The organism is Streptomyces sp. 796.1 (genome assembly GCF_047525675.1).
Classification (GTDB): Bacteria; Actinomycetota; Actinomycetes; order Streptomycetales; family Streptomycetaceae; genus Streptomyces.
In genome coordinates this window covers 174,846-200,250 of record NZ_JBLIWA010000019.1, presented here as the reverse complement: position 1 = coordinate 200,250, position 25,405 = coordinate 174,846, and the positions used below count along the sequence as shown (strand labels likewise).

22 protein-coding genes are annotated in these 25,405 nt (G+C 75.3%); 10 read left to right on the top strand and 12 right to left on the bottom strand.

The window, feature by feature from the left end:
• From ACMA1D_RS15465 to ACMA1D_RS15450, 4 genes are all read left to right on the top strand, one after another.
• On the top strand, nucleotides 1-736 hold a 736-nt coding region (locus ACMA1D_RS15465; protein ID WP_414724531.1), incomplete at its 5' end, for a class F sortase.
• A 714-nt stretch (nucleotides 737-1,450) separates the two neighbouring features.
• Nucleotides 1,451-2,869 (top strand): aldehyde dehydrogenase family protein, encoded by a 1,419-nt coding sequence (locus ACMA1D_RS15460; protein WP_414724530.1) that lies wholly within the window; start codon nucleotides 1,451-1,453, stop codon nucleotides 2,867-2,869.
• A 1,055-nt stretch (nucleotides 2,870-3,924) separates the two neighbouring features.
• Complete coding sequence (locus tag ACMA1D_RS15455; protein ID WP_414724529.1) at nucleotides 3,925-5,007, top strand: Zn-dependent alcohol dehydrogenase; 1,083 nt, start codon at nucleotides 3,925-3,927, stop codon at nucleotides 5,005-5,007.
• A gap of 258 nt (nucleotides 5,008-5,265) precedes the next feature.
• Nucleotides 5,266-6,828, top strand: coding sequence for an alpha/beta hydrolase (locus ACMA1D_RS15450; RefSeq protein WP_414724528.1), 1,563 nt, complete (start codon nucleotides 5,266-5,268; stop codon nucleotides 6,826-6,828).
• Between the two features lie 92 nt (nucleotides 6,829-6,920).
• Here ACMA1D_RS15450 and ACMA1D_RS15445 read toward each other — a convergent pair whose 3' ends face one another.
• Nucleotides 6,921-7,559: a TetR/AcrR family transcriptional regulator gene (locus tag ACMA1D_RS15445; RefSeq protein WP_414724527.1), complete on the bottom strand. Its 639-nt coding sequence runs from the start codon at nucleotides 7,557-7,559 to the stop codon at nucleotides 6,921-6,923.
• Between the two features lie 731 nt (nucleotides 7,560-8,290).
• Between ACMA1D_RS15445 and ACMA1D_RS15440 the strand changes: the two genes are divergently transcribed.
• Nucleotides 8,291-8,917, top strand: a complete 627-nt coding sequence (locus ACMA1D_RS15440) for a TetR/AcrR family transcriptional regulator (protein ID WP_414724526.1) — start codon at nucleotides 8,291-8,293, stop codon at nucleotides 8,915-8,917.
• Nucleotides 8,918-9,031: 114 nt separating this feature from the next.
• On the opposite strand, the gene ACMA1D_RS15435 is transcribed toward ACMA1D_RS15440, so the two are convergent.
• The 3 genes from ACMA1D_RS15435 to ACMA1D_RS15425 all read right to left on the bottom strand — a co-directional run bounded on the left by ACMA1D_RS15435 (nucleotide 9,032) and on the right by ACMA1D_RS15425 (nucleotide 11,673).
• Nucleotides 9,032-9,496, bottom strand: coding sequence for a MaoC family dehydratase (locus ACMA1D_RS15435; RefSeq protein WP_414724525.1), 465 nt, complete (start codon nucleotides 9,494-9,496; stop codon nucleotides 9,032-9,034).
• 353 nt (nucleotides 9,497-9,849) lie between these two features.
• Nucleotides 9,850-10,440, bottom strand: a complete 591-nt coding sequence (locus tag ACMA1D_RS15430; protein WP_414724524.1) for a hypothetical protein — start codon at nucleotides 10,438-10,440, stop codon at nucleotides 9,850-9,852.
• 663 nt (nucleotides 10,441-11,103) lie between these two features.
• Nucleotides 11,104-11,673 (bottom strand): hypothetical protein, encoded by a 570-nt coding sequence (locus tag ACMA1D_RS15425; protein WP_414724523.1) that lies wholly within the window; start codon nucleotides 11,671-11,673, stop codon nucleotides 11,104-11,106.
• A gap of 478 nt (nucleotides 11,674-12,151) precedes the next feature.
• Between ACMA1D_RS15425 and ACMA1D_RS15420 the strand changes: the two genes are divergently transcribed.
• Together ACMA1D_RS15420 and ACMA1D_RS15415 are read left to right on the top strand one after the other, a co-directional pair.
• Nucleotides 12,152-12,925 carry an SDR family oxidoreductase gene (locus tag ACMA1D_RS15420; RefSeq protein ID WP_414724522.1) on the top strand — a complete coding sequence of 258 codons (774 nt, stop codon included), beginning with the start codon at nucleotides 12,152-12,154 and terminating at the stop codon, nucleotides 12,923-12,925.
• Nucleotides 12,926-13,272: 347 nt separating this feature from the next.
• Nucleotides 13,273-13,872 carry a TetR/AcrR family transcriptional regulator gene (locus ACMA1D_RS15415; RefSeq protein ID WP_414724521.1) on the top strand — a complete coding sequence of 200 codons (600 nt, stop codon included), beginning with the start codon at nucleotides 13,273-13,275 and terminating at the stop codon, nucleotides 13,870-13,872.
• A gap of 87 nt (nucleotides 13,873-13,959) precedes the next feature.
• Here ACMA1D_RS15415 and ACMA1D_RS15410 read toward each other — a convergent pair whose 3' ends face one another.
• The 6 genes from ACMA1D_RS15410 to ACMA1D_RS15385 form a co-directional block, all read right to left on the bottom strand.
• Entirely contained in the window at nucleotides 13,960-15,183 is a 1,224-nt protein-coding gene (locus ACMA1D_RS15410; RefSeq protein ID WP_414724520.1) for an acyl-CoA dehydrogenase family protein, read from the bottom strand.
• Nucleotides 15,184-15,190: 7 nt separating this feature from the next.
• Nucleotides 15,191-16,321, bottom strand: a complete 1,131-nt coding sequence (locus ACMA1D_RS15405; protein ID WP_414724519.1) for a phosphotransferase family protein — start codon at nucleotides 16,319-16,321, stop codon at nucleotides 15,191-15,193.
• Between the two features lie 317 nt (nucleotides 16,322-16,638).
• Nucleotides 16,639-17,583, bottom strand: coding sequence for an MBL fold metallo-hydrolase (locus ACMA1D_RS15400; RefSeq protein ID WP_414724518.1), 945 nt, complete (start codon nucleotides 17,581-17,583; stop codon nucleotides 16,639-16,641).
• 233 nt (nucleotides 17,584-17,816) lie between these two features.
• Nucleotides 17,817-18,137, bottom strand: a complete 321-nt coding sequence (locus tag ACMA1D_RS15395) for a DUF202 domain-containing protein (RefSeq protein WP_414724547.1) — start codon at nucleotides 18,135-18,137, stop codon at nucleotides 17,817-17,819.
• Entirely contained in the window at nucleotides 18,125-18,496 is a 372-nt protein-coding gene (locus ACMA1D_RS15390) for a YidH family protein (RefSeq protein WP_414724546.1), read from the bottom strand. The genes ACMA1D_RS15395 and ACMA1D_RS15390 overlap by 13 nt, the downstream gene beginning before the upstream one ends.
• Nucleotides 18,497-19,214: 718 nt before the next feature.
• Entirely contained in the window at nucleotides 19,215-19,766 is a 552-nt protein-coding gene (locus ACMA1D_RS15385) for an NUDIX hydrolase (RefSeq protein WP_414724517.1), read from the bottom strand.
• A 191-nt stretch (nucleotides 19,767-19,957) separates the two neighbouring features.
• Here ACMA1D_RS15385 and ACMA1D_RS15380 point away from each other — a divergent pair, with 191 nt between their 5' ends.
• On the top strand, nucleotides 19,958-21,631 hold the full coding sequence (locus ACMA1D_RS15380) for an FAD-binding dehydrogenase (protein WP_414724516.1): 1,674 nt from the start codon (nucleotides 19,958-19,960) through the stop codon (nucleotides 21,629-21,631).
• Nucleotides 21,632-21,911: 280 nt separating this feature from the next.
• On the opposite strand, the gene ACMA1D_RS15375 is transcribed toward ACMA1D_RS15380, so the two are convergent.
• Together ACMA1D_RS15375 and ACMA1D_RS15370 are read right to left on the bottom strand one after the other, a co-directional pair.
• Nucleotides 21,912-23,288, bottom strand: coding sequence for an RNA polymerase sigma factor (locus ACMA1D_RS15375; protein WP_414724515.1), 1,377 nt, complete (start codon nucleotides 23,286-23,288; stop codon nucleotides 21,912-21,914).
• Between the two features lie 178 nt (nucleotides 23,289-23,466).
• A complete protein-coding gene (locus ACMA1D_RS15370; RefSeq protein WP_414724514.1) occupies nucleotides 23,467-23,838 on the bottom strand; it encodes a YciI family protein in 372 nt (123 codons plus the stop codon).
• A gap of 424 nt (nucleotides 23,839-24,262) precedes the next feature.
• Between ACMA1D_RS15370 and ACMA1D_RS15365 the strand changes: the two genes are divergently transcribed.
• Nucleotides 24,263-24,655, top strand: a complete 393-nt coding sequence (locus ACMA1D_RS15365; protein ID WP_414724545.1) for a hypothetical protein — start codon at nucleotides 24,263-24,265, stop codon at nucleotides 24,653-24,655.
• A 48-nt stretch (nucleotides 24,656-24,703) separates the two neighbouring features.
• Nucleotides 24,704-24,946 carry a hypothetical protein gene (locus ACMA1D_RS15360; RefSeq protein ID WP_414724513.1) on the top strand — a complete coding sequence of 81 codons (243 nt, stop codon included), beginning with the start codon at nucleotides 24,704-24,706 and terminating at the stop codon, nucleotides 24,944-24,946.
• Nucleotides 24,947-25,405 lie beyond the last annotated feature (459 nt).

Genomic DNA, 25,405 nt, shown 5'->3' with positions numbered 1-25,405 from the left:
GGCCGGTGCGGCGCGGCCCGGGAGCGGCCACCACGCGCGCGAGCGCGCGCGAGCCGACGCGGAACGCGGCGCGGCCGGCCCGCCGGCGCCCCGCACGCAGCAGCCAGGGCACCCACGGGCGACGCCGGCCACCACCGACCACACCGCCGGCCACCACCCGGGCGAACGCCCCGGCCACCACGCCGCCCCACGCACCGCCGCACACGCCGACCAGCGCGCCCGGCAGCGGGACCCGGCGGTGGCCGCCGGACCACTGGTGCCCCGGGCCCCCATCGCCCGCTCCCGCCCGCTCCGGTTGGCCATTCCGCGGCTGCACCTGTCCGCGCCGCTGGAGGGCGTCCGGCTCGACCGGCGGGGCCGGCTGACGATGCCGCCCACGGCCCGGCCGCGGGTGGCCGGCTGGTACGAACGCGGCCCGAGCCCCGGCGAGCGCGGCGCCGCGGTCATCGTCGGACACCGCGACACGCGCACCGGCCCCGCGCTCTTCCTCGAACTCCCCTCGCTCCGCCGCGGCGACCTGCTGACCATCACGCGCCACGACGGCAAGCGCGCGGTCTTCCGAGTGGACGCGGTGCGCACCTACCCGCGGTCGCACTTCCCCGACCGCGAGGTGTACGGCGACCCGGGCCGCCCCGAACTGCGCCTGCTGACCTGCGGCGGAGCCTTCGAGCCTGGCCGCGGGTACCGGGCCAACGTGGTGGTCTTCGCCCATCTGCACGACGTACGCAGCCACTGACGGCCCGACAGGTTCCGGGCGCGCGCGGTCCGCCCCGGCCAGGCCCACCCGAGCCGCCACCGTTCCGGCCCCAGCTCCGTCCCCCCGCCCCACGAGCCCGCCCCGTCCCCCCGTCCCCCCGTCCCCGCGTCCGTCCCGCGACCCCGGCCCCGGCCGCGGCAGCTCGCCCGCCCGAGCCCCCGGCCCCGACCGCTCCGACGATCCCGGCCCACCCCGGCAGAGCGCCCCCGGGCCGCCGCTGAACGCCGCCCCGGGTCCCGGTCGGTGGCGCCGCCGGCGGGCGGGTGGGCGGTGGTCGGCGGGGCGCGGACGGGCTCCGCTCGGCCGCGTGCGGCGCGCCCCCTACGGGCCCGTCGGACACCCCACGTCCCCACACCGCGGCCGTAAACCGTCGCTGGACGGGGTGCGGGCGGGCCCGCGGGGTGGTGCGATGTGGTGACCGTCGGGCACCGTGTACCCGACGGGCGCCAGGGCCCGTGACCGTCCCCCCACCTCGGACACGCTCGGCTGCCCCGCAGGTCCACCACCGCCGTACCCGTGCCCGCGCCGCGCTGCCGGTACGGGCGGGGGACGCCGGCCCGCCCGCACCGGGCGGCGCGGATCCGACGGGCCGGCCACGTGATCGAGGGCACGCGACCACCCCTGGCGTGCGAAAACTACCGTCGTTAGTTTGGTCGGGTACGGGCCGGAGCGGTGTGCTGGAGGGCGAACGACGTGAAGTCGCATGACGGGATGTACATCGACGGCGGCTGGCGGCCCGCGGCCGGCACGGACGCGATTGAGGTGGTGAGCCCGTCCGACGAGCGCACCATCGGGTCGGTGCCGGCGGGCAACGCGCTGGACGTGGACACCGCCGTACGGGCCGCCCGCGCGGCCCTGCCGCAGTGGGCCGGCACCGCGCCGGCCGACCGGGCCGCCCGGCTCGCGGCGCTGCGGGACGCGCTCGCCGCGCGGCGCGAGGAGATCGCCGACACCGTGGTGGCCGAACTCGGCGCGCCCATCGGTTTCGCCCGCGCCGTCCACGCCGACCTGCCGATCACCGTCGCCGGCAGCTACGCCGACCTCGCGGCGACGTACGCCTTCCGGGAACAGATCGGCAACTCCACGGTCTGGCACGAACCCGCGGGCGTCGTCGGCGCGATCACCCCGTGGAACTACCCGCTGCACCAGATCGTCGCCAAGGTCGCGCCGGCCCTCGCCGCCGGCTGCACCATCGTCGTCAAGCCCGCCGAGAACACCCCGCTGGTGGCGCAGCTCTTCGCCGCGGCGGTGGCCGACGCGGGGCTGCCCGCCGGGGTGTTCAACCTGGTCACCGGGTACGGGCCGATCGCGGGCCAGGCACTGGCCGAGCACCCGGGCGTGGACCTGGTCTCCTTCACCGGCTCCACGGCCGTCGGCCGGCGCATCGGGGCCGTCGCCGGCGCCGCCGTCAAACGCGTCGCGCTCGAACTCGGCGGCAAGTCCGCCAACGTCATCCTGCCCGGCGCCGATCTGGCCAAGGCGGTCAAGGTCGGTGTGGCCAACGTGTGCGCCAACGCCGGCCAGACCTGTAGCGCCTGGACCCGGATGCTGGTGCACGAGGACGCGTACGACGAGGCGGTCGAGCTCGCCGGGGCCGCCGCGGCGAACTACCCGCCCGGCGACCCGCACGACCCGGACACCCGGCTGGGGCCGCTGGTCAGCGCCGCACAGCGGGACCGGGTGCGCGGCTACATCGAGGGCGGCATCGCGGACGGCGCCCGCCTGGTGACCGGCGGCCCGGCCGCCCCGGCGGGCCTGGAGCGCGGCTACTTCGTCAGCCCCACCGTGTTCGCCGACGTCACGCCCGAGATGGTCATCGCCAGGGAGGAGATCTTCGGCCCGGTCCTCTCCGTGCTGCGCTACACCGACCCGGACGACGCACTACGCATCGCCAACGACACCGCGTACGGTCTTGCCGGCGCGGTCTGGGCGGCCGAACAGGACGAGGCGGTCGCCTTCGCGCGCCGGATGGACGCCGGCCAGATCGACGTCAACGGGGGCCGGTTCAACCCGCTCGCCCCCTTCGGCGGCTACAAACAGTCCGGCGTCGGCCGCGAACTGGGGGTGCACGGCCTGACCGAGTACCTCCAGACGAAGTCGCTCCAACTCTGACCGGTCCGGGCCGGCCGGCGTGCCGCCGGGCGACGGGGCGCGGTCCGGCCCGGCGTCACCCAGCGGCGTACGGAGCGGCCCGGCCCGCTCCGTACGCCGGACGACGGTGGGGCCCGCCACCGGAGCCCTGCCACTTGCCCCGCCCTCCCCACCCAGCACCACCCGCCACCGCCCGGCCCGCCCCGTCAACGCCCGTCTCCAGCCCCACCGCACGCCCTCGCGCGCGCCCGCCCGCGATGCGGGTCCGTGCGGTCCGTCAGGTCCCGCCGCCCGCCCGGTACGCGCCTCGCCCCGCGACAGGCCGCGGTGCGCCACCGACGGACCGGCCGGACCGGGCCGATCGGGCGGGGCCGGGCGGGCCGCGGCGGGACAGCAACCCGGCCCGTACGCCGTGGCCGGCGGGCCCGGCCCGTACACCCCGTACGTGCCGCACGCCCACCCCGCGCACCAGCACCATCCGGCCGTACCCGGCCGCACGCGTCACATCCGGGTCGCACCGGCCGTCTAGGTCGGGGGCCCGGGCCGCGGACCCGTGCGGACCACCGGCCGGACCCGGCGGGCTCCGCACGGGCCCGCCGGCCCCGTACCTCCCGGTGCGACGTGCCAGAGGGAACCCCTCCGGCGGCGCTCCGGGCCAGCCCTTCCTGCCGGGCGCGGACGCTGCGCCAGGCGGGCCGTCCGCCGTACCATCCGCACGGCCTCGTCCACACCGCCCCACCCGCACCACTCCACACGGCACCACCCGCACGACCCCGCCCCATCCGCACCGCCCCTTTCCACCCTGCTCCGCCCCACTACGTACCGTCCCGCCCGCCCCGGACCCGTACCTCAGGACCGGCTCCGCACTCCCGTGCCGCCGTCCCACAGGGCCCGTCCCACCGGCGTACTCACCGCGCACCGCCGGCGCACCCCGACCACCCGTCCCCCCGATCGTCCGACCGGCCGCCCGTCCGGTCGGCGGCGGAACCGTGCGCCAGCGCCCGGCCGCCGTCGGCCTTGATCCGGCCGGGTCAACGCCCCACCCCCACACCAAGTCTGTGCCCCTAGGAGAAACCGTGGTTCGCGCCGCTGTACTCACCGCAGTCAACGCTCCGCTGGAGATCGCCGAGATCGACCTCCCGAAGCCGGGCCCCGGACAGGTCCGGGTCAAGCTCACCGCCGCCGGGGTGTGCCATTCCGACCTGTCCCTGTCCAACGGCACCCTGCGCCAGCCGGCCCCCGCCGTGCTCGGGCACGAGGGCGCCGGCGTGGTCAGCGCCGTCGGCGAGGGGGTGACCACGGTCGCCACCGGTGACCGGGTCGTCCTCAACTGGGCCCCTTCGTGCGGGAACTGCCACTTCTGTGCGCTGGACGAACCCTGGCTGTGCGCCCACGCCAGCGCCGCTGCCGACCGGCCCTACGCGAAGCTCGCCGCCGACTCCACGGCCCTCTACCCGGGCCTGGGCACCGCCGCCTTCGCGGAGGAGACGGTGGTGCCCGCCCACGCGGTGCTGCCGCTGCCGGACGGCGTGCCGCTCGCCGACGCGGCGCTCCTGGGCTGCGCCGTGCTCACCGGCTACGGCGCCGTCTTCCACTCCGCCAAGGTCGTCGAGGGCGAGTCGGTCGTGGTCGTCGGCGTCGGCGGCGTGGGCCTCGCGGTCCTCCAGTGCGCGCGCATCGCCGGCGCCGGGCCGCTGATCGCCGTCGACGTGTCACCCGAGAAGGAGAAGCTGGCCAGAGCCGCCGGTGCCACCGACTTCCTGATAGCGGGTGACGACACGGCCAAGCGGGTGCGCGAGCTCACCGAGGGGTACGGGGCCGACGTGGCCATCGAGTGCGTGGGCAGCGCGGACACCATCCGCGCCGCCTGGTCGAGCACCCGCCGCGGTGGCCGCACCACCGTCGTGGGCATCGGCGGCCAGGACCAGCGGGTTACGTTCTCGGCCCTGGAGCTGTTCTACTTCGGCCGCACCCTCTCCGGCTGCGTCTACGGCAACAGCGACCCGGAGCGCGACCTGCCGGCCATCGCCGCCCACATCCGCGCCGGCCGGCTCGACCTGTCGGCCCTGGTCACCGAGCGCATCGGACTCGAAGACATCCCGGCGGCCTTCGACGCCATGCTGGCCGGCCGCGGCGGACGCGCCCTCATCGTCTTCTGAGCCGACGATCGTCAACCCCCGTGTCGTGCATGGGGGTTGAGCCTGTGGTCGTCATTGGACGACACCCGGCGCGGTGGAAACTGTTGCTGATGCCGCGTCAACCACGCGCGTACGCAGCGTAGTTGACGCGGCGCCCGCCCCTTCGTGCAGGGCGCGGGGCCGGGCCAGGCGTCCGCAGCCGCCTGGTGCTGGCACCCCGTGCGGGCGGGGGGCCAGCACCAGTGAGGGAGGCCGGGCCGCGGGCCTAGCGTGCGGGGCATGCATGTAAAGACAAGGCCGGTGGCGGTGGGCCTGGTGCTCGCCGCCGCGCTGGCGACCTTGCCCACCGCCCTGCCGACGGCCGCCGCCCACGCCGGCTCGCCCGACCCGGCCCCCGACGGCCTCGCCCGCTACTACGACCAACGCCCGCAGTGGAAGAGCTGCGTGCTCGGCCCGGACGACGCGGTCGGGCGGGAACTGGCCGCGGCCGGTGCGCACTGCGCCGACCTCACCGTTCCCCTGGACTACACGCGCCCGGACGGCCGCACCATCACCGTCGCCATCTCCCGCATCAAGGCCACCGACACGGCGCACCGCATCGGCCCGCTGCTGTTCAACGGCGGCGGCCCCGGCGGCCCCTCGCTCGACGGCCCGCTGGAGCTCCGCGGGCCGATGGGGGCGACCGCGGCCCGCTACGACCTGGTGGGCGTCGACCCCCGGTTCGTCGGCCGCAGCACCCCGCTGGACTGCGGCTGGCCGGTGGGCTCCGCGCTGGTCTCATCCGGCGTGGACCGGGCCGGCTTCGACCGGCAGGTCGCCCACCAGAAGGACCTGGCCAAGCGCTGCGCCACCCGGCACGGCGACGTACTCCCGTACGTCAACACCCGCAACACCGCCCGCGACCTGGACGTCATACGCGGCGCACTGCGCGAGCGGAAGATCTCCTACCTGGGCTACTCGTACGGCACCCACCTGGGCACCGCCTACACCCAGATGTTCCCCGGCCGCTACGACCGGGTGGTGCTCGACGGCGCCATCAACCCGGTCGACTACCGGCCGCGGCTGCTGCACGGGCGCGAGGACAACGGCGACCGCGCGGTGCGGGACTGGGCACGCTGGGCCGCGCGGCACGACCGGACCTACCGGCTCGGCGCCACCGAACGGCAGGTGCTGCGCACCGTGGAACGCACCACCGAGGCCGCCGCCGCCCGGCCGCTGACGATCGGCTCGGGCCCGGACGCGTACCGGGTGGACGACTCGACGGTGCCGCTGGTCGCCTTCGCCGGCGCGGCCGACGACCGGGACCCGGCCAGGCACTCGCTCGCCGGCCAACTCGCGGTGCTCGCCCGCGCGGCACGCGGCGAGCGGGTCGAACCGACGCCCGACCTCGCTGACTTCCTCGACTTCGTCCTGACCAGTAGCGATTCCGCGTACGGCAGCGTGCAGATGGCCATCCTGTGCGGGGACGGCGCGGCGCCGCGCGACCCCGAGGTGTACTGGCGCGACATCGAGCGCAACCGGGCGAAGTACCCGCTGCTGGGGCCGCTCGCCGAGAACGTCAACGCCTGCGCGTTCTGGCCCCGGTTCCCGCGTGAGGTGCCGGTGCGGGTGGAGCGCGACACGCCGGCCCTGCTGGTGGCGGCCACCGGCGACCCGCGCACCCCGTACTCGGGTAGCCGGGCGCTCCGCAGCCAACTGCCCAGCTCCCGACTGGTGACCTTGCAGGGCGCCAACCACCACGGCGTCTACGGTACTTACGGCAACGCCTGCGTGGACGCCCAGGTCAACACCTATTTGGAGACGGGCGAGCTCCCCACGGCCGACGTGACCTGCCAGAAGTAGCGCGTACGGGGCCCGGTGGGCCGGGGCGACGCGCCCCGGGCCACCGGGCCGATCCGGCTGCCGGCGCGGGCCGATCCGGCCGGCGGCGCGGGTCAGCCAAGCCGCTGGAACTGGAGCTCAAGCCCGTCGAGCAGCGCCCCGAGCCCCATTGCGAACGCCCCCTCGTCCACCTGCTGCTGGTGCTCGGGCAGCAGATGCGCCCGGCCCAGGTGCGGATAGGCCGCCGGGTCGTACGCGCCCGGGTCGGCCACGAAGCCGCCGGCGAAGGAGCCGAGCGCGGAGCCGGTGACGAAGTACCGCAACAGCGCGCCGACCCGGGTGGCCTGGGCGGGCGGCCAGCCGGCCCGCACCATGGCCCCGAACACCGCGTCGGCCATCCGCAGCCCGGCAGGCCGCCGCCGCGGGCCCTGCGCCAGCAGCGGCACCACGTGCGGGTGGGCGGTGAGCGCCGCGCGGTAGGAGCCGGCCCAGTCGTGCAGCGCCGTGCGCCAGGGCGGCGCCGGGTCGGGCCCGAACATCGACAGGTCCACCTCCGCGATCACCGCGTCGGCCACCGCGTCCAGGATCTCGCCCTTGGTCGGGAAGTGGTTGTACAGCGACGGCCCGCTGACCCCGAGCACACCGGCGAGCCGCCGGGTCGAGAGCGCCTGCAACCCCTCGGCGTCCACGAGTCCGAGCGCGGCCGTGACGATGCGCTCACGACTGAGCAGCGGCTGACGGGGGCGGGCCATGCGCCCCATGGTAGGCCGCACCCCACCAGAAACTAACGCCGCTAGGTTCCACCCACCGGGGCCTCGCACACGCCCCGGAGCGCACGGGACGGCGGCAGCGCGTGGGGTAGGGGCGCGGCGGGGGCGGCTGTGCGCGGGTGCGGGTGCGGGTGCTGGTGCGGGTGGTGCTGGTGTCGGTGGTACGGGTACCTGCGGTGCTGGTGTCGGTGGTTCCAGTGTCTGATGTACGGGTGCGGGTGGTGCTGGTGTCGGCGGTACGGGTACCCGCGGTACCGGTACCGGTGGTTCCGGCGTCTGTCGTACGGGTGCCGGCCGCACCGGTGTTGTGGATGCGGGTAGTGGCGGTGCTGGTGTCGGTCGTTCCAGTGTCCGGCGTACGGGTGCTGGCCGTACGGGCGCCTGCCGTACCGGTGCTGCGGATGCGGGTACCTGCGGTACGGGTACCGGTGGTTCCGGCGTCTGCCGTACGGGTACCAGCCGTACCCCTGTCGCGGATACCAGTACCCGCGGTACCCGTGCCCCCGGTACCCGTGCCCGCGGTGCCGGCACCGGCGCACCGCGTGCCGACGCACCGCGTCCGGCGCACCGTGCCAGTGCGGGTGGTGCCGGCCCGTGTGTACGGGCCTGGCGGCCGTACGGCGCCGGAGACTCCTAAGCGCTCGCTCACCCGCGCGGTATGGTGAGCCCCCGCCCGCGGAAGGTCCGCGGCGGGCTGGCAGAGCGGGGCCCGTATGAGCGCGCAGGCGCAGCAGCCCGACGAGGAGTGGGCGGACGTCACCCCGGACGCCGCCCGGCGGCTGGTCGTTGCCGCGGTCGAGGCGTTCGCCGAGCGCGGCTACCACGCCACCACCACCCGCGACATCGCCGGCCGCGCCGGCATGAGCCCGGCCGCCCTCTACATCCACTACAAGACCAAGGAAGCGCTGCTCTACCAGATCAGCCTGGTCGGCCACCGGTTGGCGCTCGACATCCTGGAGCGTCCCGCGCTCGCGGCCGGCAGCCCGCCGCAGCGGCTCGCCGACGCCGTACGGGCCTTCGTGCGCTGGCACGCCGAGCACCACACCACCGCCCGTGTGGTGCAGTACGAACTGGACGCGCTCAGCCCCGAGCACCGGGTGGAGATCGTGGGCATGCGCCGGGCCACCGACGCCGCGGTGCGTCGCATCATCGAGGACGGGGTGCGCTCCGGCGACTTCGACGTCGCCGACGTGCCGGGCACCACGCTTGCCGTCCTCTCGCTCTGCATCGACGTGGCCCGCTGGTTCAGCGCCGACGGCCGGCGCGCCCCGCACGAGGTCGGCGAGCTCTACGCCGGTCTGGCCCTGCGCATGGTCGGGGCCGCTGAGCGGGCCGCGTAGCGCGCCGGTCCCGGTGGGGCGGCGGACCGGGAGCCCGGTAGGTCAGTGGGGCGCGGGCTGGTGGTCGGCCGCTCCCTGGTGCCCGACCCCGGCGTGGGCACTGCCCGGCCCCGGCTAGTGGTAGTAGCGGCTGACCGACTCCGCCACGCACACCGGGCGGTCGCCGCCGCCCGCGCGCTCGATGGTGAGCACCGTGGTGAGCTGGATGCCGTCCGGCACGGCGACGGCCTCGGTGATCTTCCCCGTGGCCCGCAGCCGGGAGCCGACCGGCACCGGAGCCGGGAAGCGGACCTTGTTCACGCCGTAGTTGACGCCCATCCGCACCCCGTCGACGCGCAGCAACTGCGGGAAGAACGCCGGTACCAGCGCGAGCGTCAGGTAGCCGTGGGCGATGGTGGTGCCGAACGGGCCGGTCGCGGCCCGCTGCGGGTCCACGTGGATCCACTGGTGGTCCCCGGTCGCCTCGGCGAACAGGTCGATCCGGCGCTGGTCGACCTCCAACCAGTCGCTCGGCCCGAGCTCCGCGCCGATCGCCTGCTGCAACGCGTCGAGCGAGGTGAAGATCCGGGGTCCTGCCATGCCGTGCCTCCCGATGAGCCGCGCCGCACGAGCGGCGCACGTGCGGGCGCCGACCTGCCCCGCCCCCGCACGACCATGGACTAAGCGGCTGCTCAGCATGCTGGTCGGGGGAGGGGCTGTCAACGCGCCCGCCGCCGCCAGTGCAACCGGCCGCCCGCCACGCGCCCGCTAACACCGACGCGTCCGTCACCGCCCATGCACAGCCACGTGCCGCGCGTCCGTCAACGCCACGCGCGCCCGCCAACGCATCCGCCAACGCGTCAGCCCCGCGCCCGCCCGGGCCGCGCCGCGGCGCACCGTACGCCGCGGCGCGGCCGACGCCGGGCGGGCCCTACCGGTGACCCCCGCCCCGCTCAGTGCGCGCCGGCCAGGGCGGGCGCGCAGGTCGCGGCCGGCGGGCGGGGCACCACGATGCCGCAGTGCCCGCAGACCGGCCCGCTCTCCCAGGGGCGGTCCGCGAGTTCGGCGCTGACCGTCCGTTCGTCGCCGCACACCGGGCAGCCGGCCCGCGGCCCGTCGGGCGCCTCCATGGCCGCGATGACCCGCCGCAGCACCTGCGGCAGCGGGGCGCTCGGATGGGTCTCGGGGTCGGCGCACCGGACGACCTCACAGCCGCCCCAGGTCAGCCGGTGCCAGTCGTCGACGGCGCCCGGCTGGCGCACCCCGTCGTGCTTCTCACGCCGGCGCCGGGCGGCGAACTCGGCCTCGTAGGCGAGCCACACCTCCCGCGCCTCTTCGAGCTCCGTCAGCGCGGCCACTAGCCGCGCCGGGTCGGGATCGCGGTCGCCAGGCCGCATCCCGGTGCGTACGCACAGGTGGTGCCAGGTCGCGCGGTGCCCGTACGGGGCGAAGCGCTCCAGGCACTTGCGCAGTGAGGTGCGCCGCAGCGCGACGTTGTTGTGGGGATCGCGGACTTCTCGTGCCAGTGCTCTGAAACCGGCCAAAGCATTCCACCTCCGACGTGCGGACCAGACCCGATGTCCCATGGACGTGGCCCGCCGCGATTTGGCTCCATCGTGTTGCTCCGTCGTCCGACCCGCCGTCACGGCCGCGGCTCCGGGGCGGTACGGGAACGGTCGGGCCAGGCGGCGCTACGGGCGCTGCCGGCGGCTGGTCGGGGCCGCAGGTGAGCCCGTGCTCGGCGGTGTGCCGATGGCGCCGCCGCCGTGCACCGCGCCGGTCGTCGGGTTCTTGCCCCGCGCCGAAACCGGGTTGCGGGCCGTAACGACGGCCTCGTCCGCGGCTACCCGCCCCCGGGGGGAGCAAACCGGGACGCCCCCCGGAGGGCGCCCGGCGAACGCGGTGCGGGCCCCACCGGATCGATGGGGCCCGCGCGCCGTGGGGCGCCGCCAGCGAGACCGGGCCGGGTCGGGCCGAGCCGGCGCGGCCGGGCCAGAGCCGGCCCGCGGATCGGCCCCGAGGGGCTGCGTACGGGGCGGCGTACGGGGGTGTCGTGGAGCACGTGGGGTGGTGCGGAGGTGGCGGGTGCGGGGCCCCGGTGGCCGGGGTGCGGGGGCACCGGCAGTGGGAGCGCGGGGGAGCCGGCGGCGGGAGCCCTGACCGCGCGCCCGCAGGCCGGGAGTGCCAACCGCGTACCTCAGCGCGCCCTAACCGCGTGCCTTCACCTCGCGCCCGTACCGGCTCACCGCCGGCAGCCAGCACAGCACCACGGCGAGCGCACTGGCCACGATGGCGAGGTAGCTGAGTGCGGTGACCGAAGCGGGTTCGTAATCGCCGACGATGAGGAAATGCGGAATGAGGGAGACGAGGGCGGTGAGCGTGATGAGGACCCGCGACCAGGTCGCCGCCTTACGGGCCAACAGGGTCGCGATCAGGGCGAAGACGGCGAAGATGGCGACCATCGTGGCCCGGGCGGTCAACGTGTCCTGACGGTCGCTTATCAGCTCGTCCCACATGGGGCCGGTGACCTGTTTGAAGTCGGCCGCGGTGAATCCCGAGCCGAGTCCGAGCACGTCGGGGTGGTCGTCGATGACGTCCTTGACGTTGGTCTCGGCCATGTCCTTGCCGCCGGCGAACACCAACACAGCGCCGAACACCCCGCTCAGCGCCGCCAATGCGGAGGTCAGCAGCAGGGCCAGGAACAGTCCTGGGCGCCGGGCCCGCGGGGCGGCCCGGTGCTGGTCGCCGACGGGAGGGGCGGCCTGGGAGTAACTCACGTGCGTCATTCTCCTTGCTCGGGGAAATGTCAGAAAGGGAATTCCCGCCGGCGGCGGAAAGACCGTGTCCGGCGGGGGAGTGCGACGACATAAAAGCCTTCCATGCGCGCCGCGCGGCCAGCCACAAAAAGCGGAACAAATCTCCAGAACATTCCACGTGATCTTTGGGTCAGTTTCCGATTCTTGAAATTCGCGGATGTGTGGATAGGCTGCCGCCGTGGCCGGTGGAATGCAGGGCGGCCGGATTGTTCCGCGGCGTCGCCGGGCGTGGCGTCCGTCCTCTCGCCGGCCCTGCGGGACCCGACCTCCGCGGGGCCGAAACGCACCCTTCCAGCGGCACATACCGACTGGTTAGTCTGCGAGCAGTCAGCAGTCAGCAGTCAGCAGTCAGCAGTCAGCAGTCAGCGGCGCGGCCCGAGCCCGGTGTCGGGCGGCGGGGCGCCGTGGCGTCGGCGGCCGGGACTCGGGAGGGCGCAGCGTGGAGACCGTGCGGGGTGCGGGAGTGGTCGTGACGGGGGCGGGCGGCGGGATCGGGGCCGCGCTCGCGCGGGGGTTCGCCGCCCGGGGCGCCCGGGTCGTGGTCAACGACATCGACGCCGACCGGGCGCGGGCGGTGGCCGCCGAGGTCGGCGGCGTCGCGGTGCCGGGCGACGCCTCCGACGTGGTGCCGGCCGCCCGGGACGCGCTCGGCGGCGCCGTCGACGTGTTCTGCGCCAACGCCGGCGTCGCCCCGACCGGCGGCCCCGAGGCGGATGAGGACGCGTGGGCGGTGGCCTGGGACGTCAACGTCATGGCGCACGTGCGCGCGGCGCGGGCCCTGCTCCCCGACTGGCTGGACCGCGGGCAGGGCCGCTTCGTCTCCACCGTCTCCGCCGCCGGCCTGCTCACCATGGTCGGCTCCGCCCCGTACAGCGTCTCCAAGCACGCCGCGTACGCCTTCGCCGAGTGGCTGTCCGCCACCTACCGGCACCGCGGCCTCCGGGTGCACGCGATCTGCCCGCTCGGCGTCCGTACCGACATGCTGACCAGCGCGGGCGCCACCGGTGAACTGGTGCTCGCGCCCACCGCCATCGAGCCGTACCAGGTGGCCGACGCGCTCTTCGCGGGCATCGCCGACGAGCGCTTCCTGATCCTGCCGCACCCCGAGGTCGCCGCGTACTACGCGGGCCGCGCCGCCGAGCCCGACCGCTGGCTGGCGGGCGTCAACAAGCTCCAGCAGAAGGTCGAGCAGTTGCCCACCGGGCCGCGCTGACGACGGCGCGCGTTACGGGCCATGCGGCGGGCCGGGCGGTGTCCTACGGGCCCCGGGCCCGGCCGGCCGCCGACCACCAGGACCTGGCCGGCCCCCACCAAGCCCCGGCGCCGCGCCGTACAAATGCCCCGAGTGGGGGAGAACCTGCCGGGGCCCGCCCGGGCGATGAGTGGGAAGATCCTCCGACGGGAGGTGCGCACCGGCAGCGGTCGACGGCGGCGGCCCCGCCGGGCAGCCGCCCGCAGCCGCCGGCCGGCGGAGGCGACGCGGTGGTGCCGCGGGTGACGAGACGTGCCGTAGGCGACGAGACGTGCCGCGGGTGACGAGACGAGGGGTCGGTGACGGCGATGGCCAGGACGACGGACGGCGGCGCGCAGGCCGCACCGGTGCCGCAGCGGCTGCTGGCCGCGGCCACCAGGCTCTTCGCCGAACGCGGCTACGACCGCACCTCGGTCCAGGAGATCGTGGCCGCGGCCGGCGTCACCAAGGGTGCCCTCTACCACTACTTCGGTTCCAAGGACGACCTGCTGCACGAGGTGTACGGGCGGGTGCTGCGGTTGCAGCAGGAGCGGCTCGACGCGTTCGCCGACGCGGACGCGCCGGTGGAACGTCGGCTGCGGGACGCCGCGGCCGACGTCGTGGTCACCACGATCGAGAACCTGGACGACACGAAGATCTTCTTCCGGTCGATGCACCAGCTCAGCCCCGAGAAGCAGCAGCAGGTACGGGCCGAACGGCGGCGCTACCACGAGCGGTTCCGGGCGCTGGTCGAAGAGGGCCAGCGGGCCGGCGTCTTCCACGAGGCGACCCCCGCCGACCTGGTGGTCGACTACCACTTCGGCTCCGTGCACCACCTGGGCACCTGGTACCGCCCGGACGGCCCGCTCACCGCCCAGCAGGTCGCCGACCACCTGGCCGACCTGCTGCTGCGCGCGCTGCGCACGTAACTGGCGGCCGGTAGCCGGCAGCCGACGGCCGGTCACCTACCGCCCGCCGCCCGCGCTCTTGGCAGGGCCGCCGCGCCGGAAGGCCCCTCAGCCCCCCGCCCCGTACCGCTTGAGTTCGCGCCGGGCCAGCGAGCGCTGGTGCACCTCGTCGGGGCCGTCGGCCAGACGCAGGGTGCGGGCCGCAGCCCACAGTTCGGCGAGCGGGAAGTCCTGGCCCACGCCACCGCCGCCGTGCAGTTGGACCGCCTGGTCGATGATGTGCGCGACGGCCCGCGGGGTGGCGATCTTGATGGCCTGGATCTCGGTGTGTGCGCCCCGGTTGCCCACCGTGTCCATCAGCCAGGCCGTCTTGAGCACCAGCAGCCGCAACTGCTCCACGCTCACCCGGGCGTCCGCGATCCACGCCTGGACCTGGCCCTGCGCGGCGAGCGGCCGACCGAAGGCGGTACGGCCGGTGGCCCGGCGGCACATCAGCTCGATCGCCCGCTCGGCCATCCCGATCAGCCGCATGCAGTGGTGGATGCGGCCGGGGCCGAGCCGGGCCTGGGCGATGGCGAACCCGCCGCCCTCTTCCCCGACGAGGTTTTCGACCGGCACCCGCACCCGGTCGAAGACCACCTCGGCGTGCCCGCCGTGGTAGTGGTCGGCGTAGCCGTAGACCTGCATGGCCCGGCGCACCTCGACGCCCGGTGCGTCGCGCGGCACCAGCACCATGGACTGCTGCCGGCGCACGTCAGCGCCGTCCGGGTCGGTCTTGCCCATGACGATGAAGACCCGGCAGGCGGGGTTCATGGCGCCGGAGATGTACCACTTGCGGCCGGTGATGACGTACGCGTCGCCGTCCCGCTCGATCCGGGTCTCGATGTTGGTGGCGTCGGACGAGGCCACGTCCGGCTCCGTCATGGCGAAGGCGGACCTGATCTCGCCGGCGAGCAGCGGCACGAGCCAGCGCTCGCGCTGCTCGGCGGTGCCGAACTCGGCCAGCAGCTCCATGTTCCCGGTGTCGGGCGCGGCGCAGTTCAGCGCGGTCGGGGCGAGTTGCGGGCTGCGGCCGGTGAGCTCGGCGAGCGGCGCGTACTGCACGTTGGTCAGGCCCGCCCCGTACCGGTCGTCGGGCAGGAACAGGTTCCACAGGCCCTGCCGGCGCGCCTCCCGCTGGAGTTCGGCCACCACCGGCGGCTGTACCCACGGGTCGGCCTGGGCGGCGCGCTGCTGCTGCGCGAGCGCCTCGGCCGGGTAGACGTGCTCGGTCAGGAAGGCGAGCAGCCGCCCGCGCAACTCCTCGGTCCTGGCGTCGTAGGCGAAGTCCACGGCCCGTTCAGCCCTTCCGTACGGTGGTGAGTCCGCTGTCGATCAGGTGCGGGACCAGCGCGCCGATCCGGTCGAATCCGGCGCCGACGGTCTGGCCGAGCCCGTAGCGGTAGTGGATCCCCTCGGCGATCACGGCGAGCTTGAAGAAGGCGAACGCGGTGTACCAGGAGAGGGACGCCACGTCGCGGCCCGAGCGCGTCGCGTACCGCTCGATCAGTTCGGCGGACGAGGGGTGGCCGGGGGCGCCGCGCGTCGAGCGGATCGGCGCGTCGGGCAACTCGGGCAGTTCGGTGTACATGACGAGCAGCCCCAGGTCGGCGAGCGGGTCGCCGAGCGTGGACATCTCCCAGTCGAGCACGGCGGCGATGGTGTGGTCGGCGTCGACCAGCACGTTGTCCAGCCGGTAGTCGCCGTGCAGCACGGTCGGCGCGGGCGAGGCGGGCAGCGCGTCGGCCAGCCGCTGCTGCAACTCGGCGATGCCGGCCAGCTCGCGGCTGGTGGAAAGCGTCAACTGCTTGGCCCAGCGCCGCAGTTGGCGTTCCAGGTAGCCGTCGGGCCGGCCGAAGTCGGCGAGCCCGACCGCTGCCGGGTCCACCGCGTGCACCGCCACCAACGTGTCCACCAGGTCGACCAGCAGCGTCCGGGTGGCCTGCGGGCCGAGCGCGGCGAGTTGCCCGGCGCTGCGGTACGGGGTGCCGGCCACATGGCTCATCACGTAGAACGGGGCGCCGAGCACGGCCGGGTCGGTGCACAGCGCCAGCGGCTCGGGCACCGGGACCGGCGTGGGGTGCAGGGCGCTGATCACCCGGTGCTCGCGCGCCATGTCGTGCGCGGTGGCCAGTACGTGGCCCAGCGGCGGGCGCCGCAGCACCCACCGCGCCGTGCCGTCGCTCAGCTCGTACGTCAGGTTGGACCGGCCGCCCTCGATGAGGCTCGCGCGCAGCGGTCCGCGGAGCAGGCCCGGAAGCTCCCGGTCCAGGAAGGCCCGCACCTGCTCCAGGTCGACCCCCGGCGGGGCCGCCTCCGGGGCGGGTGCGGTGTCCGTGGCTTCTGCGGTTTCTGCGGGGCCCGCAGTGGTGCTTTCGCCGGTGCCTTCGGCGGTGCCCTCGCGTCCCGGAACTGGGCTGCCTGCGCTCATCGAGTCTGCCTCCGGCGGGTCGGGATGCGGGACTGGGTCCCCGTGATCGCCTCATGATGCCGACCAGTCGGTATGGAGTCCAGCCATGCGGGGGCGGGGTGCCGGGTTTCGGCCGCCGGGGCGGGGCCGCGCCGCACGGTGTGCGCCGGGCCCCGCCCGCTGCCGCCCTTCGGCGCGACCTGCCGAACCTGCCCGACTGCCCGCCGGTGCGGCCCGCAGCCGGGGCCCCGTCGGACCGTCCGCACGGTGCGGACCGTCCGCACGGTACGAACGGGGCACGGGCCCACGCGAGAGGGGCGGGCCGGCCGGACGGAGGCTCAGGCGTGGCAGGCCACCGGGCGCCCGCCGTTGAGCTCCGTCATGTCCGAGAAGACGGCCACCGGGTCGAGCGGGGCGCCCGGCGGCAGCCCGTCGAGTTCCGCGTACGCCCGGTGCACGTTGGCCACCAGCCGCTCGCTCTCCCGCAACTGCGCGAACTCGCCGAGGTCCGCCCCGCGCGCCACCTCCAGCGGGGTGTGGCCCGCCTGGTGCCCCTGCGCGGCGAGTTCGGTCACGTACCGCAGGTAGCGCTCGATCGTGTCGTACACCTCGGGCCCGGTGATCGTGCCGTGCCCGGGCACGACCGTCTCCGCGTCCAGCGCCCGCAGTTGCTCGACGGCCCGCAGCGAGCCGGCGAGCGAGCCCATCAGGACGAACGGGGTGCCGCCGTGGAAGACCAGGTCACCGGTGTAGACGATGCGCTGCTCCGGCAGCCAGACGAAGGTGTCGCCGAGGGTGTGTGCCACGCCCGGGTGGTGCAACTGCACCTCGATCTCGCCCACGTGCAGCGTCAGCGCGTCGGTGTACGTGAGCGTGGGCGGGGCGATCTCCACCGTGCCGAAGTCGACTTCGGGCCAGATGGCGTGCAACTGGTGGCCGTTGGCCAGCGTTTCGGCCCGGCAGGCGGCGTGGCCCACGGCGGTGGCCTCGGGCAGGAAGACCCAGTTGCCGTAGGTGTGGTCGCCGTGGTGGTGCGTGTTCACCAGCAGCCCGGGCAGCGGCGCCCCGCTGGCGAGCACAGCTTCGCGCAGCGCACGCGCCCGGCGCTCGGTGGCGGCCGTGTCGATCATCGCCGTGGTGCGGCCGTCGCTGATGAAGCCCGCGTTGTTCAGGCACCAGCCGCCGTCCGGTTGGACGTAGGCGTGCACCCCCGGGGCCAGTTGGACCGGGTACGGCTCGGTGGCCGCCGCCCAGGTGGCGGCGTTGGCGCTGATGTGGGACATGCTGTCCTCTCCAAGACCTGCGAGTTGGCGCGCCAAGACTGGCACCCGGGCCCAGCCCTCCGAAAGGGCACGCCCGCGACACGCCCGCGGCACGGCCCGCCGCGTCCGCGACTGCCTCGTGCGCGGGGCGTCACCGCAGCCCGGGCCGCCGCCTCGCCCGCGCAGCGAGCGCCGGCAGCGCCCGGAAGGCCGTCCGTTCGTGCCCGTACGCGGGATACGGGGCGGGCCGCCACCTACCGCAGGACGCCCAGCCCCACCGCGCTGAGCAGCACCGCGCACCAGGCCGCCGCCGCAGCCGCCCGCGGGGACAGGACGGGCGGTCGCGGTGCGGCCAGCAACCGGATGCGCCGGTGCGCCACGGCCAGCAGCGCCAGCCACAGCAGGCCGATCGCGGCCAGGGCGAGCACGGCGACCGGCCGGTCCCCGCCGATCAGCGCCTGCCGCCCGGCCAGGACGGCCACCACGGCACAGGCGAGCGTGGTGCGCCGCCAGGCCATCCGGGTCCGCTCCGGCTGGAGCCCGGGGTCGCGGGCCGCCGGCACTAGCCCGCCCAGCCCAACGCCACCACCAGCACCATCACCGCGGACAGCACGCCCACCGCGAGCGCCAGCACGGTCGGGAAGCGGGAGACGGGGAGGTCTTCGCCGCGGCGCATGGCCCGCTCGCAGCGGAGCCAGTGGCTGACCGCGCGCAGTGCGCACAGCGCCCCGCCCACCAGCAGCGCGACGGCCAGTACGGTCCGCAGGGCGCGCTCCTCGTCCGGCAGGAACTGGTCCACCGCGAACCCGCCGCCCACCAGCGCGAGGCCGGTGCGCAGCCAGGCCAGGAAGGTCCGCTCGTTGGCCAGCGAGAACCGGTAGTCGGGCGTCTTGCCCTCGATCTGCACCCGGCCCGGCGCCCACCACAGCCGCATCTCGGCAGTGGTCGCCCGCCACCAGCGCCGCCGCCCACCGGGCGCGGCGGCGTCCGCACCTCCGGGCCCCGGGGACCCGCGGGTACAGCCCGAGCCGTCGCCCGCGCCGTCATCCGCCGCGCCGCCCGGACCGGCGTCGGCGCCCGGCCCTTCACCGGCCCCGGGCCGGCCGCCGGCGCGGGCGGTCGGCTCACCGTCCGCCGCCGCTCCGCCGCCCGGCGGGGGCGCCCCGTGGCGCGTCATGAGGGCAGTGCAGATACGTTCATGCCGTCCAGGCTAGTGGCGGTCGGTGTGCCGGGCGCTGCGAGGTGGCCCACGTTCACCGACCGGGCCCGCGCCCGGCGCCGGCCAGCCACCCGGGCGTCACCACGCGCGGAGGAGGGGAGGCCGGGCGGCCCGCGCCGCATCGCTCCGGGGGTTCGCGGTCGAGGGTACGGGCCGGGGCGGCTCTGCCGGTGCGCCCCGAGTCGCCGCCCGCGTGGTGCGCCGCCGCCCTCCCGCGCCGTACCCGAGCCGCCGACGTGGTGCGCCGCGCCGCACTCCCGTGCCGTACCCGAGTCGCCGCCCGCGTTGCGCCCTGCGCCAGCGACCGCGCCGCATCCCGAAGCGCTGCCCGGGGGCGCCTGGTGCCGGCGCCCGTGCCCCGGTCCCGTGCTCCGCCCGTGCCAGCCCCACCGTCATCGGCCCGTGGCGACTCCCACCCCGCGGCGCGCCGCAATCAGTCCTCCGCGGCTTCCGCCCCGCCGCCCGCCGCCCGGTGGGCCAGCAGCCGCTGGTACCCCTCGGCGCCGTCCGGGACCCACTCCCACTCCGTCAGTTTGGCCGAGAGCTCCGCCTCGGTGAGGAACGCGTGCCAGGCGACCTCCTCGACCTGCGGGTTGACCGGCAGGTCGCAGCGCACCTCGTACACCCGGCACCACCACGACTTGCCCGGCCGCTCGAAGCAGAAGGAGAACAGCGGCGTCGGCGCGGGCAGCCCGCTGACCCCGAGCTCCTCCTCGGCCTCGCGCAGCGCCGCCGTCGCGTACGACTCGCCGGCGCCGACCACCCCGCCCACGAACATGTCGTACAGGCCGGGGAAGACGAGCTTCTGTGCGGTCCGCCGGTGGACGAAGACGCGGCCAGCGGCGTCCTTGACCAGGATGAACACACAGCGGTGGCGCAGCCCGCGGGCGTACACCTCGCCGCGCGGGGCCTGGCCCACCACCCGGTCCTGCTCGTCCACGACGTCCAGTACCTCATCCGCCGAACGGGGCGCTTGCTCAGTCATCCGGCCATCCAACCAGGCCCGTACGCAGCCGTTTCGGTCGCGTCCCGACGGTTGACGCCATACCCGTGGGTAACGAGGATCGGGCAGGCGACGGGCGCCGGGCCCGCGCAGAGTCTTCGGGTCGGGCACGCACGCGCGCAGGTCTTCGGGCCGGGCACGCAGGGCGGCCGGCCCCGACGAGGATGGAAGCCATGGCGTACGACGCGGATGTCATCGTGGTCGGGGCGGGACTCGCGGGGCTCGCCGCGACCGCCGAACTGGTCGACGCGGGCCGCACGGTCATCCTGCTCGACCAGGAGCCCGCGGGCTCGCTCGGCGGCCAGGCGCACTGGTCCTTCGGCGGCCTCTTCCTCGTCGACTCGCCCGAACAGCGCCGGCTGCGCATCCGCGACAGCCACGGCCTCGCCTGGCAGAACTGGCTCGGCACGGCCGGCTTCGACCGGCCGGAAGACCGCTGGCCGCGCCGCTGGGCCGAGGCGTACGTCGACTTCGCCGCCGGCGAGAAGCGGGCCTGGTTGCACGCCCAGGGGGTGCGGTTCTTCCCCGTGGTCGGCTGGGCGGAGCGCGGCGGGTACGCCGCCACCGGGCCCGGCAACTCGGTGCCCCGCTTCCACATCACCTGGGGCACCGGCCCCGGCCTGGTCGCACCGTTCGAGCGCCGGGTGCGCGCCGGGGTGGCGCGCGGCCTGGTGGAACTGCGGTTCCGGCACCGGGTCACCGGGCTCAGCCGGACCGCAGGCGCCGTGGACACCGTCAGCGGCGAGGTGCTCGCGCCCTCGACGGCCGAGCGCGGCACCGCCAGCAGCCGGGAGGTCGCCGGCGCCTTCGAACTGCGGGCCCAGGCGGTCATCGTCGCCTCCGGCGGCATCGGCGGCAACCACGAACTGGTGCGCCGCAACTGGCCAAGACGCCTGGGCACGCCGCCCGAGCACCTGCTCAGCGGCGTGCCCGCGCACGTGGACGGCGCGATGCTCGGCGTCGCGGAGCGGGCCGGCGCCCGCCTCGTCAACCGCGACCGGATGTGGCACTACACCGAGGGCATCGCCAACTGGAACCCCATCTGGTCGCAGCACGGCATCCGCATCCTGTCCGGCCCCTCGCCCCTGTGGGTGGACGCGCTCGGCAAGCGGCTGCCGGTGCCGCTCTTCCCCGGCTTCGACACCCTCGGCACCCTCGAACACCTCATGCGCACCGGCTACGACTACTCGTGGTTCGTGCTCACCCGGAAGATGATCGAGAAGGAGTTCACGCTCTCCGGCTCCGAACAGAACCCCGACCTGACGGGCCGGCACGTCCGGCAGGTGCTCGGCCGCGCCGGCGGCGGCGTCCCCGGCCCCGTGCAGGCGTTCCTGGACCACGGCGAGGACTTCATCGTGGAACGCTCGCTGACCGCACTGGTGCGCCGGATGAACGAGCTGACCGAGGCCGACCCCAGGCGCAAGTCCGGCCACGTCGACGAGGCCGAGCTACGCCGCGAGATCACCGCGCGCGACCGCGAGTTGCACCATAAGTTCACCAAGGACCTCCAGGTCACGGCGTTGCGCGGGGCCCGCTCCTACCTGGGCGACCGCCTCATCCGCACCGCCGCACCACACCGCATCCTGGACCCCGACGCGGGCCCGCTGATCGCCGTGCGGCTCAACATCCTCACTCGCAAGACCCTCGGCGGCCTGGAGACCGACCTGCGATCCCGGGTACTGACCGACGACGGCACGCCGCTGCCAGGGCTGTACGCGGTCGGCGAGGCCGCCGGCTTCGGCGGCGGCGGCCTGCACGGCTACCGCTCCCTGGAAGGCACCTTCCTCGGCGGCTGCCTCTTCTCCGGCCGCACGGCGGGGCGTGCGGTGGGGGAGGCGGTGGGGTAGTCGGCTGCGCCGCGCGCCGGCGGCGGGCCCTGGCCGGAGGGGCGCAACTCGGCGCGGACGGAGCGGTGGACGTCCCCTCCGTGTCGTCCTGCCCCCAGCCCTCACCGCCGTACCAGGAAGCACGCGCCGGCTGGCGGTCCCCGGGCCGTGCGGAACGCGACGGGGCGGGCCCGGGGTGACGGCGGGCCCGGGGTGACGGCGCGCCCCGCACGGGGCGAAGCGCGTGCGGGAAGGCCCGGGGAGCGCACCGGCACGCGCCCGCGCAAGGGCACGCCCCCGCTCACCCGCCCCCCGCCTTGTCGAGCAGGTAGCGGCGTTCGACCTGATTGGCGGTGAGGTCCGCGGCCTCGCGGTAGAGGGCGGCGGCGCGGGCCGGGTCACCCGACAGATGGGTCAGGTGGGCGCGGACGGCGCGCTCGCGTTGGCGCGTGAGGGGGTCCCGGTCCAGGCCGTGCCGGCGGTTGAGGTCATCGAGGAGGGCGAGACCGCGTACGGGGCCGAAGGCCCGGGCGACGGCGACCACGCGGCTGAGCCGTACCGGGGCGGTCGGGGCGAGCCGCTCCCACCACAGGTAGAGCATCGCGATCTGCGGCCAGTCGGTCCGTCCGGCGGTGGGGGCCGCCGCGTGCAGGGCGGCGATGGCGGCCTGGAGTTGGTACGGGCCCGCGGCCCCGCGGCCCCAGACGCCGTCGATCAGTGCGGTTCCCTCGCGGATCAACTCGCGGTCCCACCGCGTACGGTCCTGCTCGTCCAGTGGCAGCAGCGCGCCGCCCTCGCCGGTACGGGCGGCCCGCCGCGATTCGATGAGCAGCATGAGCGCCAGCAGCCCGCTCGCCTCGGCGTCCTCGGGCGCCGCGGCGTGCAGCAGGCGGGCCAGTCGGATCGCCTCGCCGGTGAGGTCGAGCCGGCTGAGGGCGTCCCCTGCCGTGGCCGTGTACCCCTCGTTGAAGATGAGGTAGAGCACCTGCATGACGGCGGCCATCCGGCTGTCGCGGTCGGCTGCGGACGGCGGGGTGAAACGGGCGCCGGCGCGGGCCAGCCGCTGCTTGGCGCGGCTGATCCGGGTGCCCATGGTCGCCTCGGACGTGCCGTAGGCGTGGGCGATCTCGGCGGTCGTCAGTCCGCCGACGGCCCGCAGGGTGAGCGCGATCTGCGAGGCGGGCGGCAACTCGGGGTGGCAGCACAGCAGGAGCAGGGTGAGGCTGTCGTCCGTCTCGGCCGCGGGCTCCGGCGGCCGGCCGGCGAGCTCGGCCAGGCTGACGTCCCGCTCGCGCCGCTGCCTGGCCTGTTCGGAGCGGAGCAGGTCGACCATGCGCCGGTAGCCGACGCGGATCAGCCAGCCGCGCGGCTGGTCCGGCACGCCTGTGGCCGTCCATGCCCCGTGCGCGGCGAGCAGCGCTTCCTGCACCGCGTCCTCGGCGACGTCGAACCGGCCGAAGCGGCGCGTCAGCGCGCCGAGCACGTGCGGTGCCTCGGTACGCAACAGACGCTCGACGTGCTGGGCGTCCCCACCGCGGCCGTCCCTCCCCGCGTTGGCCCCGCCGCCGCTGTCGGCCCCGCCCGTCCCGTACGCCCCAACTGCTCCGTCGCCCCCCTCGGGCTCCTCGGCCCGGTCGGACTCCTCGACCTCGTCGAACTCCTCGGCGCCGTCGTTCATCGCCCGCCCCGGTGGGCCGCACCCGTCGGGTCGCACGGGCGGGAGCAGGGGCGGGAGCAGGGGCGAGGGCGGACGCGAGAACGGGGCCGGGGACGGGGTCGGGACCTGGTGCGGGGCCAGCAACGGGACGCGGCGCGGGGCAGGGGGCGGGGCCGGGCGTGGGGGCACAGCCGGACGGTCACGACGCGAAGTCCTCACCCATGACCGGCCGGATCTCGATCGGCTCGCCCAGCGCCCGGACGATCCGCGCGGCGATCTCCACGGCCCGCTCCCTGCCGGACACGTCGATGACGGCGAAGCTGGCCAGCACCTCCTTCAGCTCGGCGAACGGCCCGTCGGTCGCCACCACGCCCTCCATGGTGGGGCGCACCGTCGTACTGACCGCGGGGTGTCCAAGCCCTTCGGTGGAGACCAGTTCGCCCGACGCGACCAGCTCCTTCTCCAACTCCTGGTACACCGCGAAGGCGGCCAGCGCCTCCGGCGTCGCGGCGTCGGCGGTCGCCGCGTCCCAGGCGGCGGCCGGTGTGTAGCCCAACAGCAGGTACTTCACGGGGTGCTCCCTGATTTCGGATGGCTCATGGTAGGGCCGGTCGGCCCGGGTGACGGGGGCGGACGCGACCGGGCCGGCCCGGCTCCTTCCCCGAGACCTCGGAGCCGCGACCTCGCCTTCGACACCGGCGGAATGTGACGTGGAGCACATCGCAGGCGTGTCGAGATCCCGCCCCCGGCCACGAGGTAACGGGCAACCACCCACCGAGAGGAAGAACACGATGCCCGAGACGACCCCCACCACGATCCCCACCACCACGCCGACCCCGACCGCTGACGCCGCCACTCCCGCGCAGGCGAACGCGCCCACTGCGCCCCCGGCCCCGACCGCTGACCCGGCCACCGCCACCAACGCCGCTGCGGCCACGGACGCGACCGCGCAGGCGGACGCGGACCGGTCACCGGCCCGGCCGACCGCCGAACTCCTGGCCCTCGCACCGTTGGTGGGCACCTGGAGGGTCACCGGCGGGGTGGAGGGGACCGTGCGGTACGAGTGGCTGCCCGGCGGGTTCTTCCTCGTCCAGCACGTTGACCTGGTCCAGTTCGGCGAGCCGGTCACCGGCATCGAGGTCATCGGCAACCTCCGCCCCTTCGGCGAGCCGACCGGCGCGGACGTGGCCTCCCGCTACTACGACTCGCAGGGCAACACCTTCGACTACGTCTACGAACTCACCGACGGCCACCTGACCATCTGGGCCGGAGCCAAGGGCAGCCCCGCCTACTTCCGCGGCACCTTCACCCCCGACGGCACGGCCATGACCGGCGACTGGGTCTACCCGGGCGGAGGCGGCTACACCTCGACCATGACTCGTATCTGACCAACGCGGTACGGGGCCCGGGGCCCTGGGGTGTGGTCGGCGCTCGACGTGACGGGGGCGGTGTACGCGCTAGGGGCCTCGTACTTCATCTCCGCCACCGGCTGGCGGCACGTGGACTACCCGGATGGCGCCACTCGGGAGGACCAGCGCCGGGCCATCGTGGACAAGCCGCACCGGGTGGTCAACGTGCCGGGTCCGCTGGGCGGGCTCATTGACCGGATGCTGAGTCGGTCCCCGGCCGACCGGCCGAGCAGTGCCGAGGTCTGTCGCGCGTTGCGCGACGTGTTGTGAGTGGTGAGCTCTGTAGCGCGCTGTGAGCGGTGCGGCGGGGTGCGGTGAGGGCGGGCCGGGGCGGCTGGCAATCGCCTCTGCCGCCCGGGTGTGGCGCTCACGGCGGGGCGCCCCGCCGGCCCCGCTCCGGCCGCCCGCCTCCGCTGACCCGTCGCCCCGCAGTGGGGAATGCGTCGGTCCGGGGTCTCATTCCGTTCAGGCGTGGATCACGTTCTGGTCTCAACACGCCAGTGGCGAAAGGGAGTTGGCCCCATACGGTCATGGTCGTCGCACCCTCCGTGAGCAGTGACGATGGCGCCCGGGGCGGGGGCGGGTCGGCCCCGGTGGGTGGGGGATGGGCGGAGGGCGGTCAGGACACGGGGAAGTCACGGCGTGTTGGGGGCGTCTTCCGGCCTTGACGCAGAGCAGTGACTACCGGTTTGCTGTCCGTGATCATTCGCCGTCGGCGGCGCTGGCACT